The sequence below is a fragment of the Pseudonocardia sp. Cha107L01 genome, assembly GCF_052566575.1.
Genome location: NZ_CP199579.1, coordinates 9,573,343 through 9,589,129, shown reverse-complemented (window position 1 = coordinate 9,589,129; position 15,787 = coordinate 9,573,343). Strand labels below are relative to the sequence as shown.

Below are 15,787 nucleotides of genomic sequence, written 5' to 3'. Positions count from 1 at the left end.
ACCGGGCGGCGGGCCGCGGTCAGCTCACGGAGGCGGTGACCCGGTTGGTTTCGCCCTCGCTGGCCACCCGGTTGCCGGCGGGGCGCAGCGCGTCCAGCTCGGCGAGTGCACGGCGGCGATCGGGTGCACCGTGACCGCCCGGCGGATGGTCTCCGGCGCGGCTTCGGACAGGCCGAGGTGGTTGACCTTGCCGGCCTTGACCAGCTCGGCCATCGCCCCGACGGTCTCCTCGATCGGCACCGTCGGGTCGGCGCGGTGCTGGTAGTAGAGGTCGATGTGGTCCACACCGAGCCGGCTCAGCGAGGCGTCGACGGAGGCGCGGACGTACTCCGGGCGACCGTCGGCCGGGCTGGGGCCACTCCAGTCGCCGTCCGGCTTGCGGGTGATGCCGAACTTGGTGGCGATGAACACCTGGTCCCGGACCGGCGCCAGCGCGCGGCCGACCAGCTGCTCGTTGTGCCCGAAGCCGTAGAGGTCGGCGGTGTCGAACAGGGTCACACCCAGCTCGACGGCCCGGCGCAGCAGCTGGGTCGACTCGGTGTCGTCCACCGGCCCGTAGGCGTAGCTCATGCCCATGCAGCCCAGCCCCAGCGCGGAGACGATCGGTCCGGTGCTGCCGAGGCTGGACATCGACGTGGCGATCGACGCGCTGTACGGGGCGCTCTACTACCGGTTGCTGGTCAGCCACGAGCCGCTGTCCCCGGAGTACGCGCGCACCGTGGTCGACACCGTGTTCCCCGGGCTCTGCGCCGCCGCGCTCGCGTAGCCTCATGGGCATGGTGACCGCGTGGTGAGCCCCGCCCTGCCTCGGCGCCGATCGGCCTATCGGGTCCTGCCGGCGAGGCCGTTCGTGGCCGCGATGACGATGCTGCTGTTCACCTTCCTGCTCTACGTGGTCGAGGCGTACGACGCGAGCACCGGCCAGTCGCTGGACGCGGAGGGCGGCATCATCGCCCGCGATCCGAGCCACCTCGACGGCGTGCTGTTCGCCCCGTTGTTGCACGCCAGCTGGGCGCACCTGGAGTCGAACACGCTGCCCTTCCTGCTCTTCGGGTTCCTCGCGATGGCCGGTGGTTTCGGCCAGTTCGTCGGGGTCACCGCGCTGGTGTGGCTGGTCAGCGGCCTCGGCGTCTGGGTGTTCTCCCCGCCGGGCACCGATACCGTCGGCGCCTCCGGGGTGATCTTCGGCTGGTTGGTGTTCCTGCTGTTCCGCGGTTTCTTCGCGGGCAGCGCGAAGCAGATCCTGCTGGCTGTGGTGCTGTTCTTCCTCTGGGGCGGGGTGCTGTTCGGGCTGTTGCCCGGCCAGCCGGGGATCTCCTGGCAGGCGCACCTGTTCGGCGCGCTCGGCGGCGTACTGGCGGCCCGCATCGTCGCCGGTGCGGACCGGCGGCGCCGCGGCGGCGAGACCGTGGCGGTACCCCGATGAGCCGGCTGCCGGGCTCCCGTCCGGGCAACTACCGGGAGCTGCCGGTGGACGCGCCGATCGGCATGTTCGACTCCGGCGTCGGCGGGCTCACCGTGGCCCGCTCGGTGCTCGACCAGTTGCCGGCCGAGCGGTTGGTCTACATCGGCGACACGCTGCACGGACCGTACGGGCCGCTGCCCGTCGCGCAGGTCCGCCGGCACGCGCTGGCACTGGGCGACGAGCTGGTCGACCGCGGGGTCAAGCTGCTGGTCATCGCCTGCAACTCGGCGTCCTCGGCCTGCCTGGTGGACGCCCGCGAGCGCTACCTGGTGCCGGTTGTGGAGGTGATCCGACCGGCGGTGCGGCGTGCGGTGGCGGCCACCCGCAACGGCCGGATCGGGGTGCTGGGCACCGAGGTCACCATCCGCTCCGGCGCGTACACCGACACGTTCGCCGCCGCCACCGACGTCACCGTCGTCCCGGTGGCCTGCCCGCGCTTCGTGGACTTCGTCGAGCGTGGCATGACCAGCGGCCGGCAGGTGCTCGGGCTGGCGCAGAGCTACCTGGAACCCCTGCAGCGCGCGGAGGTGGACACCGTCGTGCTCGGCTGCACGCACTACCCACTGCTGTCCGGGGTGCTGCAGCTCGCGCTCGGGCCGGATGTGACGTTGGTCTCCAGCGCCGAGGAGACGGCCAAGGACGTCCTGCGGGTGCTCTCCGAGCTGGACCTGCTGCGCGAGCCGGCGCTCACGCCGATGACCGGGCACGAGTTCCTCGCCACCGGCGACCCGGAGCCGTTCCGGCGTCTCGGCCGGCGGTTCCTCGGCCCGGAGATCGGCGCGGTGAGCTCCTTGCCGACCACCGAGCCGACCACCGAGCCGACCACCGGGCCGACCACCGGGCCGACCGCCGCGCTGACCGGGCGGCCCTGAGCCGGATCCGCCGCCGGGCAGCCGGCTGGGCACTCGGCCGGGACCGGCCGGGAGCCGGGTATCGTCCGCCGCATGATCCACCCCCTGGCGGTCGCGCTGGTGTGCCTGACCGGTGCGCTGGCGGTGTTCGGGATCGTCAGCACCGTGCTGGGCAGGCCGGCGGAGCGCCCGCACGTGCTCGCGGTCGGCGTGGTCGAGGCGCTGCTGGTGGGGCAGGCGCTGATCGCGGCGGCCCGGGTGTTCGGCGGCACCCGCCCCACCGAGACGTCCACCTTCCTGATCTACCTGCTGGTCTCGGTGTGTGTGCTGCCGATCTCGCTGCAGTTCGCCCGGGCGGAACCGACCCGCTGGGGTGGCGCGGTGATCGCGGTGGCGGCCGTGGCGATGGGCGTGGTGGTACTGCGGCTGCTCGCGCTGTGGGCGGGGGCGAATGTCTGAGCCGGTACCCGAGCGGCGGGCCACCGCGACCGGACCCGGCCGGGTGCTCATCGCGGTCTACGCGGTGTTCGCGCTGTCCGCGACCGCCCGGGCCGGAGTGCAGCTGGCCACCAAGTTCCACGAGGCGCCGCTGGCCTACCTGCTGTCCGCGTTCTCCGGTGTGGTGTACATCCTGGCCACCATCGGGCTGGCCCGGAACGGTCCCGGTGCGCGCCGGCTGGCCTGGACGGCGGTGACGATCGAACTGGTCGGGGTACTGGTGGTCGGCTCGCTGAGTGTGTTCGACCGGGCGGCGTTCCCGAGTGCCACCGTGTGGTCCGGTTACGGCGCCGGTTACGGCTGGATACCGCTGGTGCTGCCGCTACTCGGGTTGTTTTGGCTCTACAGGACCGGCCGAACCGGTGGGTTAAAGGCAAGATAACCCGCATGGAGCTCACCGTGCTGGGTTGCTCGGGCAGCGGACCGGGGCCGCGGTCGCCGTCGTCGGGATATCTCGTGCGGGCCGGCGACAGTACCGTCGCGCTCGACCTCGGCAACGGCACGCTGGGTGCGCTGCACCGCTACCTGGATCCGTTCCAGCTCGACGCGCTGGTGCTCTCGCACCTGCATCCGGACCACTGCGCGGACGTGGCGTCACTGGTGGTCTACCGGCGCTACCACCCGGCGCCGCCGTATCCGCCGGCCGGTCGGCGGTTGCCGGTCTACGGCCCCGGCGAGGCGGCGGACCGGCTGGCCGCGCAGTACTGCGCATCCACCGCCGAGCGGTGCGTCGAGGACCTCACCGACGTGCTCGACTTCCAGGTGATCACCGATGCGCTGACCCTCGAGATCGGCGGCTGCCAGGTGCGCGCCCGGCTCGGGGTGCACCCGTGCGAGTCCTACGCGACCCGGCTGGAGCATGAGGGCCGGAGCCTGGTCTACAGCGGCGACACCGGGGCCTGCGAATCGCTGATCGACCTGGCGCGCGGAGCCGACGTGCTGCTCTGTGAGGCGACCTGGCCGCAGGTCGGGCCGCACGGCGAGGCACAGCCGGAGGGTGTGCACCTGTCCGGGCGGGAGGCGGGGGAGCATGCGGCGGCGGCCGGCGTCGGACGGTTGCTGCTCACCCACATCCCGGTCTGGTACGACTCCGCCGTGCTGCTCGCCGAGGCCAAGTCCGCCTACGACGGCCCGGTCGAACTGGTCAGCGCGGGCGCCAGCTACGAGATCTGAGCGGTCGTGCCGCGGCGGGGCGGTGCGGCCCGGACGATCTCCTTACCGGGACTCCGGCGTGCGCGCCGCGGCGCCCCCTTTAGGGTGTCCAGGTGACACGAGGAGACGGCAGGGCGGACGACGAACTCCGCCCGGTGCAGATCGTTCGAGGGTTCCAGCGGCATCCGGCGGGCTCGGTGCTTGTGTCGTTCGGGGAAACCAAGGTGTTGTGCGCGGCCAGCGTGTCGAACGGGGTGCCGCGCTGGCGCAAGGGCTCGGGGCTGGGCTGGGTGACCGCTGAGTACGCGATGCTGCCTTCGGCCACCCACACGCGCAGCGACCGTGAGTCGGTGAAGGGCCGCATCGGTGGCCGCACCCACGAGATCAGCCGGTTGATCGGCCGTTCGCTGCGGGCCTGCATCGACCTGGCCGCGATCGGCGAGAACACCATCGCGATCGACTGCGACGTACTGCAGGCCGACGGCGGCACCCGGACCGCCGCGATCACCGGCGCCTATGTGGCACTGGCCGATGCGGTGACCTGGCTGGGCGCCGCCGGCCGGCTGAACGACCCGAAGCCGTTGTCCTGTCAGATCGCGGCGGTCAGCGTCGGTGTGGTGGACGGCCGGGTCCGGCTGGACCTGCCCTACGACGAGGACTCCCGCGCCGAGGTGGACATGAATGTGGTGGCCACCGACGTGGGCACCCTGGTGGAGGTACAGGGCACCGCGGAGGGTGCCACCTTCACCCGGTCCACGCTGGACTCGATGCTGGACATGGCGCTGGCCGGCTGCGTCCAACTCGCCGCCGCCCAGGCCGCCGCGCTGGCCGAGCCCTACCCCAAGGAGCTGCCGTCGGACGGAAGCTCGGCGTGACGGAGCCGGCGTGAAGCTGCTGCTGGCCACCCGGAACCCGGGCAAGCTGGCCGAGCTGGAGCGGATCCTGCGCGAGGAGCTCGGGTCGGCGTCCGGCGTCGAGGTGGTCGGGCTGGCTGACGTCCCCGAGTACCCGGAGGCGCCGGAGACCGGGGCCACTTTCGCGGAGAACGCGCTGGCGAAGGCGCGCGACGCGGTGGCGGCCACCGGGCTGCCCGCCGTGGCCGACGACTCAGGGTTGGCGGTGGACGCGCTCAACGGGATGCCCGGGGTGCTGTCCGCGCGGTGGGTGGGCCGCCACGGTGACGATCAGGGCAACCTGGACCTGGTGCTCGGCCAGCTGGCGGACACCCCGGACGAGCGTCGCGGCGCCGCCTTCGTGTGTGCCGCGGTGCTGGTGGTTCCGGGTGGCAAGGAGACCGTGGCGCGCGGGGAGTGGCGCGGTCGGCTGATCCGCGAGCCCCGGGGAACCAACGGCTTCGGCTACGACCCGATCTTCGTGCCGGACGGCGGGCAACGGACCTCCGCCGAGTTGTCCGCCGAGGAGAAGGACGCCGCTTCGCACCGCGGCCGGGCGTTCCGCGCGCTGCTGCCCGCGCTTCGTGGGCTGGCCGGCAGCTGAGTTGCGTCGCTGATTTGTCGGGCCCTCCCCCCTCCCCCAAGGTTGGCCCCGTGCCGGAGTGCGGGTGCGGGGCCCCGGCCCGCGCCCATGGGGCCGGGAGCCGCGCAACCGATCCCTCCACCGGTCGTGCCCGCCGGTGGAGGCTGTGACCGATCGGGCCGCTGGGCGCGGCATCTGGTCGGTTATCTACTAGGACGCAGCGGGTGTCCGACCGGTTCCCACGAGTTCGGGCCGGTTCGTGCCGAGCGGATCGAACTCACCGAGATCGAAGTGAGGGCGATTTTGCGCGGCGAAATCAGCCGTGCGGTCGATTTCGGTGCGAAGTCGGAACCGGCGCTCTCGCTCCCGCGGTCGGGCCGCTCTCGCGGTCGGGCCGAGCCGCTCCCGCGCTCGCGAGCCGCTCCCGCTCCCGCGGCCGAGCCGCAGCCGAGCCGCTCCCGCTCCCGCGGCCGAGCCGCTCCCGCCCGCCCGCGCAGACGCCGCCGCTCCCGGTCTCCCGGAGCCGGATCGCAGCCGCTACTCAGCCGGCCGCTTCCTCGGCGATGACGTCCTTGGCCACCCGGAACGCCGCGTTGGCCGCCGGCACGCCGCAGTAGATCGCGGTCTGCATCAGGACCTCGGCGATCTCGGCACTGCTCAGCCCGTTGCGCAGCGCGCCCCGCACGTGGAGGGCCAGTTCGTCGTGGTGCCCGCCGGCGACCAGGGCGGTCAAGGTGATCACGCTGCGGGTCCGGCGGTCCAGCCCGGGCCGGCCCCAGATACCGCCCCAGGCGTACTTGGTGATCATCTCTTGGAAGTCCGAGGTGAACCCGTCCGCATTGGCCAGTGCCGCGTCCACATACTCGGGGCCCAGCACCTCGCGGCGGACCGCGAGCCCGTCCTGGTCAAGCTCCATGTGCATTCCCTTCGATGTGCCGTTCGTAGCGGGCCAGCGTGCGGTCCACGAACTCCGGTGCGGCGCCCAGGTAACCGGCCGGGTCGTCCAGCCCGTGCTCGGCGAGCAGCGCCGGCAGCCGACCGCCCAGTGCCGCCTCGCGCACGGCGGCCGCCGCGCCGGTGCCCAACTCCGGGCGCAGTGCCCCGGCCAGCCGCTCGGCCAGCAGCGCGCCCTCACCTCGGCGCACCGTCGCGGCCATCGCCGCCGGGTCCGGTCGCAGGTCGCCGAGCAGTCGCGCGGTGCCCGCCGCCGCCCCGCCGGCGAGCCGCAGCAACGCCCGCCACGGCTGCCACTCGGCGTGCCAGGCACCGGCCGGTCGCTCGTTCTCCGCGAGCAGCGCGAGGTGCAGGCCGGCCAACGCCCCGGGTGCCTCGCGAGCGGCGGCCACCACGAGTGCCGCGGTCACCGGGTTGCGCTTCTGCGGCATCGCCGACGACTCGCCGCCCGGGTCACCGGCCACCTCACCCAGCTCGGTCTGTGCCAGCACGGTGACGTCCAGCGCGGCCTTGCCACACGCCCCGGTCGCCAGCGCGAGCGCGCCGGCCAACTCCGCGACCGGGGTGCGCACGGTGTGCCACGGCGTCTCCCGCGCGGTGAGCCCGCACTCGGCGGCGAAGGCCTCCGCCACGGCCACCCTCGGGCCGTCCAGCGCCGCGAGCGTGCCGGCGGCGCCGCCGAGCTGCGCGGGCAACTTGGCGCGGACCTGCCGGCAGCGCTCGTCGGCGTCCAGCAACCCGGACAGCCAGCCGGCCACCTTGACGCCGAACGTGGTGGGCACCGCGTGCTGGGTCAGCGTGCGCCCGGCCAACACGGTGTCGCGGTGCTCGGCGGCGAGTCGCGCGGCCGCCTCGGTAGCGCCGGCCAGACCGGGGAGTACCGCGTCGGAGAGCACGGCGGCGGACACCGTCATGAACGCGGTGTCCAGGACGTCCTGGCTGGTGGTGCCCCGGTGCACCCATTCGACCGCGTCCGGGTCGGCGGCGGCCACCGCCGCGCGCAGCTCGCGCACCAGTGGGATCACCGGGTTGCCGCCGGAGCGGGCGGCCAGCGCGAGCGCGCGCGGGTCGATGCTGAGCTCGGCGGCCACCCGGGTGATCACCTCGGCGGCCCGGGCCGGTGCCAGTCCGGTGCTGGCCAGGGCCCGGGCCAACGCGGCCTCGGCGCTGAGCATCGCGCGGATCAGTGCACCGTCCCCGGTGCGGGCTTCGGCCACGCTGCCCGCCCAGATCGGGGCGAGCAGACCCTGGTCAGACTCGGGCTGCACGGTTTCCCACCGTAGCGGGGCCCGCCGGGGCAGCCGGAGTTGCGCCGCCGGCGCCGGAGTTGCGGGCGGCTGAGTATTCTGTCCCCGCAACGCCGGCGTAGCCCAACGGCAGAGGCGCGGTCTTTAGGTGGCCGTCAGTGCGGGTTCGAATCCCGCCGCCGGCACCAGGAGTCTCCAGCCCGGCTGGGCTAGACGGACAGGTCCTTGCGCAGTTTGGCGACGTGCCCGGTAGCCCGCACGTTGTACTGGGCGAGCTCGATGTTGCCGTCCGCGCCGATCACGAACGTCGAGCGGATCACCCCGGTCACGGTCTTGCCGTACATCTGCTTCTCGCCGAACGCGCCGTACTCGGTGAGCACCGCCTTTTCCGGGTCGGAGACCAGCGGGAAGGTCAGGCCCTCGGCGTCGCGGAACTTGGCCAGCTTCGCCGGCTTGTCCGGGGAGATGCCGATGACGTCCAGGCCGGCGCCGTTGAGCTCGGCCAGGCTGTCCCGGAAGTCGCAGGCCTGCTTCGTGCAACCGGGCGTGCTGGCCGCCGGGTAGGCGTAGAGGACGACGCGGCGACCGCGGTAGTTGGCCAGGGATACCGGGTTGCCGTCGGCATCGGGCAGTGTGAAAGTCGGCGCCGGGTCGCCGGGCTTGAGGCGGGAAGTCATGCCCCGACGCTACCGCTACCGCTGTCAGCCGGCCGACGGGTCGCGGCCCTACCCCGCGCGCCGCGCAGTCCCGCACGCGGTCGGCCCACCGCGATTGATCAACTCAACGTGGTCCTGGTTTCCAGCATGATCAAAAGAGAACCACGTTGAACTCGACGACGGAACTCGGACGGCGGCGCCGCCGGTCAGCCGGTCGGCGGTTCGTACCTGGGTGGCAGCGGCTCCTCGGCCGGCGGTGCGGCGGGCGGCGGCGGAGGTGTGGCCGACGGAGGCGCCGGGGCCGGCGGCGGCGGTGGCGGCGCGGCTGAAGTCGGCGGCGGGGTGGGTGCTGCTCCTGGTGCACCAGCTCCCGAAGCCCCGCTGGCATCCGGCACGCCGGGAGCCCCACCGGCATCCGTCGGCCCACCGGCGCCGGGAGCCCCACCGGCACCCGTCGGCCCACCGGCGCCGGGCGCGCCAGTGGCACCCGGCGCGCCACCGGCACCCGGCGCACCCGGCGCGCCAGTGGCACCGGTGTCACCGGTGTCACCGGGAGCGTCGCCGGGGCGGTTGCCGGCGGCCAGCAGGTCGACGCCGTGCTCGACGTAGCCCACTGCCTTGCCCACCTGGTCGGCGTACTTCCCGCCGGTCTTGTCGTTGACGAAACTCACGACCTTGCCCAGGGTGCTCTTGATCTGCTTCTCGTGCTGCGCGACCTGCTCGCCGGCACCGTCGCGCAGCTTGCCGGCGATTTCACGGCCCTGCTTGATGAGGTCATCGGCGTCCATCCAGCAAGCGTAGTCAGTCCGGCAAGCCGGCCAGGGGTAGCTGGCTCAACCGGAGCCGACCGAGTGATCTACGGTTGGCCCTCCACGTACGTGGTTCGATGCGAGGAGGAGCCGTGGCACGCGATCCGGACGCCATCCAGCAGGAGATCGAGCAGGCCCGCGACGCGCTCGCCGGCACGCTGGACGCGCTCGCCGAGCGGGCGAACCCGAAGCGACTGGTCGACAGCGGCAAGGACACCGCGAAGGCCAAGCTCGGCGATCCGAAGGTCAAGTTCGCGCTGATCGGGGTTGGTGCCCTGGTCGCCCTTCTCTTGTTGCGCAAGCTCTTCCGCTAGTCGTTGGCCCGCGCCTCTGCCGTCCGGGGCCTTGACATGTCAGGATGACCCGAATGGCAGAGGTCAGTTACCGGGAAGCTTCCCGGGTCTTCGCAGGGTCCCCTCCGGTACGCGCGGTCGACAAACTCGACCTGGACATCGCGGACGGTGAGTTCCTGGTGCTGGTCGGTCCGTCCGGCTCCGGTAAGTCCACCGCGCTGCGCATGTTGGCCGGGCTTGAGGACGTCGACGAGGGTGCGATCGACATCGGCGGTCGGGACGTCACCGCTGTGCCTCCCAAGGATCGGGACATCGCGATGGTGTTCCAGTCCTACGCGCTGTATCCGCACATGACGGTCGCGGAGAACATGGCGTTCGCCCTCAAGCTCAAGCGGATCCCGAAGGACCAGATCACCTCCCGGGTTGCCGAGGCGGCCAGGATGCTGGATCTGACGCCGTACCTGGACCGGCGGCCCCGGGCGCTGTCCGGTGGTCAGCGCCAGCGGGTCGCGATGGGGCGGGCCATCGTCCGCGAGCCCGCCGTCTTTCTGATGGACGAGCCGCTGTCCAACCTGGATGCCAAGCTCCGGGTCGAGACCAGGGCGAACATCACCGCGCTGCAGACCCGGCTGGGCACCACCACGATCTACGTCACGCACGACCAGGTCGAGGCCATGACGATGGGCCACCGGGTGGCGGTGCTGCGCGACGGGCTGCTGCAGCAGTGCGCCACCCCCCGCGAGCTCTACGACCGGCCGGTGAACACGTTCGTCGCCGGTTTCATCGGCTCGCCGGGCATGAACCTGGTCACCGCGCCGCTGCGGGCCGACGGTGTCGCGCTGGACGGGCTGAGCGTGCCGCTGCCGCGCACCACCCTGGACGCCGCCAAGACCGCGGCGCTGACCGAGGTCAGGCTCGGTGTGCGGCCGGAGTCGCTGCGGCTGGTCGGCGAGGGCGCGCCGGGTATGAGCCTCAAGGTCGAACTGGTCGAGGAGCTCGGCGCCGACGCGTATGTCTACGGCGAGGTGTCGATCAACAACGAGCCGGTGCGGATGATCGTGCGCACCGTGGGCACCGAGGCGCCGGCGTTCGGCCAGACCGTGCGGGTCGGGCTGCGCACCCCGGAGCGGGTCCACACGTTCGACCCCGGCAGCGGCGACCGCCTACCCGACTGAGGCCCGCCCACCTGACCGAAGCCGCCTGCTCGAAGCGGACCGGCAGCCCAACCGGGGCGACGGTCCGAGTCCGACCGACGGCCCAACCGGGGCTGCCGGCCCGATCGCAGTCAGCGCCGCAAGCTCTTGGCCAGCCCGACGAGCGCTCGTCCGGCGCCCTTCGCCGTGCCGGCGATGATGTTCGCCCAGTCGAAGTAGTCGCGCCAGAGCACGATCTTGCCGTCGCGGACCTCGAACGTGCCGCACACCCAGAACTCCGAGCGGACCCGGCCGATCTCGATGATGTCGGTGCGCTCGGTGAGGACGGTGTCGCCGTCGCCGACGATCCGGTGGTTGATCGCCTCGAAGCCCTTGCAGTAGCGGCCGAACAGGCCGAGCTGCTTGGCGACCGCCGCCTTGCCGTTGGCCTTGGGCAGCGACACGTTCTGGTAGACGACGTCGTCGGCGAGCAGCGCCAGCGCCCCGTCGGTGTCCAGCCGGCCCAGCGCGTCCAGGAAGGCCTTCACGGTGGCCACCGAGCCGGCGGTCGTCGTTGCGCTGACGCCGGCGGCCGCGCTGGGCGCGGGGCTGGGCTCGGTGTTCGGCTCGGTGTTCGGCACGGTCATCTGGGCTCCTCGGGATCGGATCGGCCGGTGCGTCGCGGCTCCTGGTGCCACCGTTGCCTACCTCGGCTTGCCGATCAACCCGGGGGCGGCGGTGGCAAGTAGGTTAGGCGGGCCATGACTTCCGCAGAGGTGATCTCCAGCGCGGCCAACCCCCTGGTCAAGCGCATCCGGTCGCTCGCGGACCGCAAGCACCGCCGCCGCGAGGGCGCGTTCGTGGTGGAGGGGATCCAGCCGGTGTGGCGCGCGGTCGAGGCGGGCTGGGACGTCGAGACGCTCGTCGTGGTGCCCGAACTGCTCCCCGACTCGGCGGCCGAGATGGTGGCCCAGCAGCGCGCCCGGGGGGTGCGGGTGGCGGCGGTGACCGCCGAGCTGGCCGGCCGGCTCACCGACCGGGACCGCCCGCCCGGGCTGTTCGCCGTGGTGGGGGCCCGGGGTAGCAAGCTGGACGCGCTGGCGGTGCGTCCCGACGCGGTGTTCCTGGCGCTGCACCAGATCGGCAACCCGGGCAACCTGGGCACGGTCATCCGCACCGCGGACGCGGCCGGGGCGGCCGGGGTGATCCTGCTCGGCGACACGGCGGACCCGTTCGCGCCGGCCGCGGTGAAGGCGAGCATGGGGTCGCTGTTCGCGGTCCCGGTGGTCACCGTCGCGGACCCCGCGGAGTTCCAGGGCTGGGCCCGCGCGGGTGGCGTCAGCGTGCTCGCCACCTCCGGCTACGCCGAGCGGGCGCACTGGTCGATGGACTACCGCGCGCCGCTGGCGGTGCTGCTGGGCAGCGAGGGCGACGGACTGCCCGCCGAGCTGCTCACCGAGGCCGACCAGACGGTCCGCATCCCGATGGTCGGCACCGCCGAGTCGCTGAACCTGGCCGTCGCGGCGGCCCTGATGCTGTACGAAGCCCGCCGGCACGCGATCGGCCCGCCGGGTCTGACCGGTGCACCGGGTGTGGTCCGCTCGCCGGGAGTGGACGGACCCGGCGGCACTGTCGGACCGGAGGTCGAGTGAACTGGTTGATCTACGCGTCCATGCCGCTGCTGGCCGCGTTCATCGGCTACACCACCAAGCTGATCGCCATCGAGATGATGTTTCGGCCGGTGGAGTTCATCGGCAGGCCGCCGCTGCTCGGCTGGCAGGGCATCGTCCCGCGCAACGTCGGGCGGATCGGCAGCATCTCGGTGAACCTGCTGCTCGGCCGGCTGATCAACCCGAACCAGATCATGGCCAGGATGGACCCGGAGGAGCTGCTCAGACAGCTGCACGAACCGCTGAACCAGGCCGTCACCGAGATCGGCACCGACCTGATCGCCAAGTACCAGCCGCAGCTGTGGGAGATGCTGCCGGCCGAGGGGCAGCGGCTGATCCTGCGCCAGATCGCGGCACAGGCACCGAAGGCGGTCGCCGAGCTGATGGCCGACTTCGCGGCCAACCCGGAGAACTACCTGGACACCCGGGACATGGCGCTGGCGAACCTGGCCAGTGACCGGGGCGTGCTGAACCGGCTGATCCGGGACGTCGGGGGCCGGGAGCTGAAGTTCATCGCGCACAGCGGGCTGGTCTTCGGGTTGATCATCGGGCTGCTGCAGGCCGGTGTCTGGGCGCTCACCCACGAGCCGCTGGTGATGCCGATCTTCGGTGCGGTGGTCGGGTTGAGCACCGACTGGATCGCCCTGAAAATGATCTTCTTCCCGCGCGAGGAACGCCGGTTCCTCGGGGTGTTCCGCTGGCAGGGCCTGTTCCAGAAGCGCCGCTCCGAGGTGGCCACCGACTACGGCAGGGTGGTGGCCGACGAGATTCTCACCGTGCCCAAGATCATGCAGGCGCTGCTCACCGGGCCCAAGTCGGACCGGCTGATCGGGCTGGTGCAGCGGCACGTGTCCGACCTGGTGGACCGGCAGTTCGGGCTGGCCAGGCCACTGGTGCTGCTCACCGTGGGCTCGGCGCGCTACCGCCAGCTCAAGGAGGACATCGCCGAGCGCGCGCTGGCCGCCGCGCCGCACACCATGGAGTCGGCGATGGCGTACGCCAAGGAGGCGCTCGGCATCGAGCGGACCGTGGTCGAGGCGATGCGGGCGCTCACCCCGTTGGAGTTCGAGTCGGTGCTGCGGCCGGCGTTCCGACAGGACGAGTGGAAGCTGATCCTGGTCGGCGGGATCCTGGGCGCCATCGTCGGCGAGCTGCAGGTGCTGCTGCTGCTCGGCTGAGCCGTCCCGGGTTCGGCGAGCGGGCGCTACCGGGACACGAGCCGCCACAGCGACGTGACCTCGGCGGCGCGGGCGTCGTGCAGCGGATCGCCCGGATCCAACGGGTGCCGGTGGCGGGTGTGGATCTCGGTCCGCCCGGCCACCCGCAGCCCGGCCGCGCCGATGGCGTCGTCGAGCTCGCCGCGGGTCCGCAGCCGCAGCAGTTCGGCGAGGTCGGACAGCACGAGCCAGCCCTCACCGGCCGGGCGCAGGTGGTCGCCCAGCCCACCGAGGAAGCCGTGCAGCATCCGGCTCCCCGGGTCGTAGACGGCCCGGTCCAGCGTCGAGTGCGGCCGCCCCGGCAGCCACGGCGGGTTGCACACGACCAGATCGGCACGCCCCGGCGGGAACAGGCCGACCCGCAGCACCTGTACCCGGTCGGCCATACCGAGGCGACCGAGGTTGTCCCGCGCGCAGGCCACCGCGCGCGGCTCGACGTCGGTGGCCACCACCTGGGGCATCCCGCGCCGCACCAGGAGCGCGGCCAGCACGCCGGTGCCGGTGCCGATGTCGAACGCCCTCGAGTGGGCCGGCGGTGTGGCCAGTGGCGCCTCGGCGACCAGGTCCACGTACTCGCCCCTGGTCGGCGCGAAGACCCCGTAGTGCGGGTGGACCCGGGCGTCCAGCGACGGCACCGCCACGCCCCTGATCCGCCACTCGTGCGCGCCGACCACACCGAGCAGCTCGCGCAGTGCCACCGCCGCCGGCCCGTCGACCGGCGGATACGCCGCCGCGCAGGCCGCCCGGACGTCGGGTGCCCGGTGCAGCGCCACGCTGAAGTCCGGCTCGATCGGCACCAGCAGCATGTTCAGCGTCCTGGCGCGGCGGGACTGGTCCGTCCGGTACCGGCGGAAGTCCTCGGCGGGCGAGGCGGGCGACACGGGCCGGCGCCGCCCAGGGGTGGCCCGGCGGCCCAGTGCGGTGAGCAGCTGCCGGGCGTTGCGGTAGTCGCCCCGCCACAGCAGGCCGATCCGGCGGGCGGCATAGCGGTACGCCGCATCGGCGGTGATCCGGTCGTCGACCTCGACCAGTCGCTCCGGTGGCGGGCCGCCGTCGGCGCTGAGCCAGCGCAGCCCGCTGCCGGGCAGGAGAGGTGACGGCGGGGTCGCCGGGTCGGACGGGGTGAGGAGGTCGCCGGTGGTGGGGTGGGCGGTGTCGTGCCGAGAGTGGTTCATGGTCCCGCTCGCGTACGGATGTCGCGGCTCAACTGCGCGCCGATGCGGGCGAGCCGAGGAGTGGTGGCCGCACCGGCAGGCCACCGTGCCGGGGTGAGCTGGCTGCTCGAGCCAGCTGACCGGCTGAGCTAACCGAGGACTGCGCTGTGCGCGGGTCTGGTCATGCGGAGAGTCTGCGCCGCGGTGGCCCGGCGCACAAAATGCGTTCCGTGCGCGGGAGCGACCGATCAGGCGGCGACCGGCAACCCGAAGCCGACCCCGGTGAGCTGCTCGGACATCGCCCACAGCCGGCCGGCCAGCTCGGGATCGCTGGCCAGCGCGCTGCGCCCGACCATGGTCGGGCGGCCGCGCTGTTCCCGGGCGCCGTCCGGGCCGAGGTAGCTGCCGCCCGGCAGGTCCCGGGTGGCGGCGACCAGGGTCGGCCGGGCACCGGCGGCCGCGCTCTGCCGGATCAGCCGGCCGACCGTGCGGTCCACCAGGGCCATGGCCGGGCCGAGGTTGCGGTTCAGCTCCGACGCGGCCACCCCGGGGTGCGCGGCGAGCGCCCGCACCGGTGAGCCGCCTGCGGTGAGCCGGCGCTGCAGCTCCAGGGTGAACAGCAGGTTGGCCAGCTTCGACTGGGCGTAGGCGGCCATCGGCCGGTAGCGCCGCCGGGTCCAGTTCAGGTCGTCCAGCTCGAGCCCGGCGGCGCGGTGCGCGGTCGAGGCGACGGTCACCACCCGGTCGGTGAGGTAGGGCAACAGCAGGTTGGTCAGCGCGAAGTGGCCGAGGTGGTTGGTGCCGAACTGCAGCTCGAAGCCGTCCTCGGTGCGCCGGAGCGGGGTGTTCGCCACGCCGGCGTTGTTGACGAGGACCTGCACCGGTCCGGTCCAGCCGTCGGCGAAGCGGCGTATCGAGGCGAGGCTGGCCAGGTCCAGCTCGCGGACCTCGGCCGGCCCGTCGAGGGACGCCGCGGCGCGCTGCCCGGCCTCGACGTTGCGCACCGCGAGCACCACCCGCGCCCCGGCCAGGGACAGCTCCCGGGCGGTGACCAGGCCGAGCCCGCCGCTGGCGCCGGTGACGATCACGGTGCGACCGGTCTGGGCGCCGAGCGGGGTGTCGGTCGAGCGGGGCGAGGCCACGCCCCCAATGTAGATGCTGACTACATTCTAGGCAACGCCTAGATTTCGGGTACGGTGTCGGCGGTGTCCT

The 15,787-nt window shown here is 73.0% G+C and carries 19 protein-coding genes, 1 tRNA gene and 1 pseudogene; 13 read left to right on the top strand and 8 right to left on the bottom strand.

Going from position 1 to position 15,787, the window contains the following annotated elements; translation table 11 throughout:
• Positions 1–87: 87 nt before the first annotated feature.
• Positions 88–630 (bottom strand): annotated as a pseudogene (locus ACTXG6_RS45215) (aldo/keto reductase); the annotation flags it as partial.
• Here ACTXG6_RS45215 and ACTXG6_RS45210 point away from each other — a divergent pair.
• From ACTXG6_RS45210 to rdgB, 8 genes are all read left to right on the top strand, one after another.
• On the top strand, positions 575–766 hold the full coding sequence (locus ACTXG6_RS45210) for a TetR-like C-terminal domain-containing protein (RefSeq protein ID WP_445185445.1): 192 nt from the start codon (positions 575–577) through the stop codon (positions 764–766). The pseudogene ACTXG6_RS45215 and the gene ACTXG6_RS45210 sit on opposite strands and share 56 nt — an antisense overlap.
• A gap of 21 nt (positions 767–787) precedes the next feature.
• Entirely contained in the window at positions 788–1,426 is a 639-nt protein-coding gene (locus ACTXG6_RS45205) for a rhomboid family intramembrane serine protease (protein ID WP_445185444.1), read from the top strand.
• The gene (murI, locus tag ACTXG6_RS45200) at positions 1,423–2,337 is read left to right on the top strand and encodes a glutamate racemase (protein ID WP_445185443.1); all 915 of its coding nucleotides are present in this window, start codon (positions 1,423–1,425) and stop codon (positions 2,335–2,337) included. Before ACTXG6_RS45205 ends, murI begins: the two co-directional genes overlap by 4 nt.
• Positions 2,338–2,409: 72 nt before the next feature.
• Positions 2,410–2,775 carry a hypothetical protein gene (locus tag ACTXG6_RS45195; protein WP_445185442.1) on the top strand — a complete coding sequence of 122 codons (366 nt, stop codon included), beginning with the start codon at positions 2,410–2,412 and terminating at the stop codon, positions 2,773–2,775.
• Entirely contained in the window at positions 2,768–3,196 is a 429-nt protein-coding gene (locus tag ACTXG6_RS45190; RefSeq protein ID WP_445185441.1) for a hypothetical protein, read from the top strand. Before ACTXG6_RS45195 ends, ACTXG6_RS45190 begins: the two co-directional genes overlap by 8 nt.
• A 5-nt stretch (positions 3,197–3,201) precedes the next feature.
• Entirely contained in the window at positions 3,202–3,987 is a 786-nt protein-coding gene (locus ACTXG6_RS45185; RefSeq protein WP_445185440.1) for an MBL fold metallo-hydrolase, read from the top strand.
• A 92-nt stretch (positions 3,988–4,079) separates the two neighbouring features.
• Positions 4,080–4,841 (top strand): ribonuclease PH, encoded by a 762-nt coding sequence (rph, locus tag ACTXG6_RS45180; protein ID WP_445185439.1) that lies wholly within the window; start codon positions 4,080–4,082, stop codon positions 4,839–4,841.
• 10 nt (positions 4,842–4,851) lie between these two features.
• A complete protein-coding gene (gene rdgB, locus ACTXG6_RS45175; protein WP_445185438.1) occupies positions 4,852–5,463 on the top strand; it encodes an RdgB/HAM1 family non-canonical purine NTP pyrophosphatase in 612 nt (203 codons plus the stop codon).
• A 520-nt stretch (positions 5,464–5,983) separates the two neighbouring features.
• Here the strand turns inward: rdgB and pcaC are convergent.
• Positions 5,984–6,358: a 4-carboxymuconolactone decarboxylase gene (gene pcaC / locus ACTXG6_RS45170; RefSeq protein WP_445185437.1), complete on the bottom strand. Its 375-nt coding sequence runs from the start codon at positions 6,356–6,358 to the stop codon at positions 5,984–5,986.
• A complete protein-coding gene (locus ACTXG6_RS45165) occupies positions 6,348–7,664 on the bottom strand; it encodes a lyase family protein (RefSeq protein ID WP_445185436.1) in 1,317 nt (438 codons plus the stop codon). The genes pcaC and ACTXG6_RS45165 overlap by 11 nt, the downstream gene beginning before the upstream one ends.
• 91 nt (positions 7,665–7,755) lie before the next feature.
• Between ACTXG6_RS45165 and ACTXG6_RS45160 the strand changes: the two genes are divergently transcribed.
• A tRNA-Leu gene (locus ACTXG6_RS45160) sits at positions 7,756–7,831 on the top strand.
• 21 nt (positions 7,832–7,852) lie between these two features.
• On the opposite strand, the gene bcp is transcribed toward ACTXG6_RS45160, so the two are convergent.
• Together bcp and ACTXG6_RS45150 are read right to left on the bottom strand one after the other, a co-directional pair.
• The gene (gene bcp, locus ACTXG6_RS45155; protein ID WP_445185435.1) at positions 7,853–8,320 is read right to left on the bottom strand and encodes a thioredoxin-dependent thiol peroxidase; all 468 of its coding nucleotides are present in this window, start codon (positions 8,318–8,320) and stop codon (positions 7,853–7,855) included.
• 185 nt (positions 8,321–8,505) lie between these two features.
• The gene (locus ACTXG6_RS45150; protein ID WP_445185434.1) at positions 8,506–9,087 is read right to left on the bottom strand and encodes an antitoxin; all 582 of its coding nucleotides are present in this window, start codon (positions 9,085–9,087) and stop codon (positions 8,506–8,508) included.
• A 113-nt stretch (positions 9,088–9,200) separates the two neighbouring features.
• Between ACTXG6_RS45150 and ACTXG6_RS45145 the strand changes: the two genes are divergently transcribed.
• Together ACTXG6_RS45145 and ACTXG6_RS45140 are read left to right on the top strand one after the other, a co-directional pair.
• Positions 9,201–9,422, top strand: coding sequence for a DUF3618 domain-containing protein (locus ACTXG6_RS45145; RefSeq protein WP_445185433.1), 222 nt, complete (start codon positions 9,201–9,203; stop codon positions 9,420–9,422).
• A gap of 53 nt (positions 9,423–9,475) precedes the next feature.
• Entirely contained in the window at positions 9,476–10,576 is a 1,101-nt protein-coding gene (locus ACTXG6_RS45140; RefSeq protein ID WP_445185432.1) for an ABC transporter ATP-binding protein, read from the top strand.
• A 110-nt stretch (positions 10,577–10,686) separates the two neighbouring features.
• On the opposite strand, the gene ACTXG6_RS45135 is transcribed toward ACTXG6_RS45140, so the two are convergent.
• Entirely contained in the window at positions 10,687–11,181 is a 495-nt protein-coding gene (locus ACTXG6_RS45135) for a limonene-1,2-epoxide hydrolase family protein (RefSeq protein ID WP_445185431.1), read from the bottom strand.
• Positions 11,182–11,295: 114 nt separating this feature from the next.
• Here ACTXG6_RS45135 and ACTXG6_RS45130 point away from each other — a divergent pair, with 114 nt between their 5' ends.
• Entirely contained in the window at positions 11,296–12,186 is an 891-nt protein-coding gene (locus ACTXG6_RS45130; RefSeq protein ID WP_445185430.1) for a TrmH family RNA methyltransferase, read from the top strand.
• On the top strand, positions 12,183–13,382 hold the full coding sequence (locus tag ACTXG6_RS45125; RefSeq protein ID WP_445185429.1) for a DUF445 domain-containing protein: 1,200 nt from the start codon (positions 12,183–12,185) through the stop codon (positions 13,380–13,382). Before ACTXG6_RS45130 ends, ACTXG6_RS45125 begins: the two co-directional genes overlap by 4 nt.
• A 26-nt stretch (positions 13,383–13,408) precedes the next feature.
• Here ACTXG6_RS45125 and ACTXG6_RS45120 read toward each other — a convergent pair whose 3' ends face one another.
• Both ACTXG6_RS45120 and ACTXG6_RS45115 read right to left on the bottom strand, forming a co-directional pair.
• Entirely contained in the window at positions 13,409–14,596 is a 1,188-nt protein-coding gene (locus tag ACTXG6_RS45120) for a methyltransferase (protein ID WP_445185428.1), read from the bottom strand.
• Positions 14,597–14,823: 227 nt separating this feature from the next.
• Complete coding sequence (locus ACTXG6_RS45115; RefSeq protein WP_445185427.1) at positions 14,824–15,717, bottom strand: oxidoreductase; 894 nt, start codon at positions 15,715–15,717, stop codon at positions 14,824–14,826.
• Positions 15,718–15,787 lie beyond the last annotated feature (70 nt).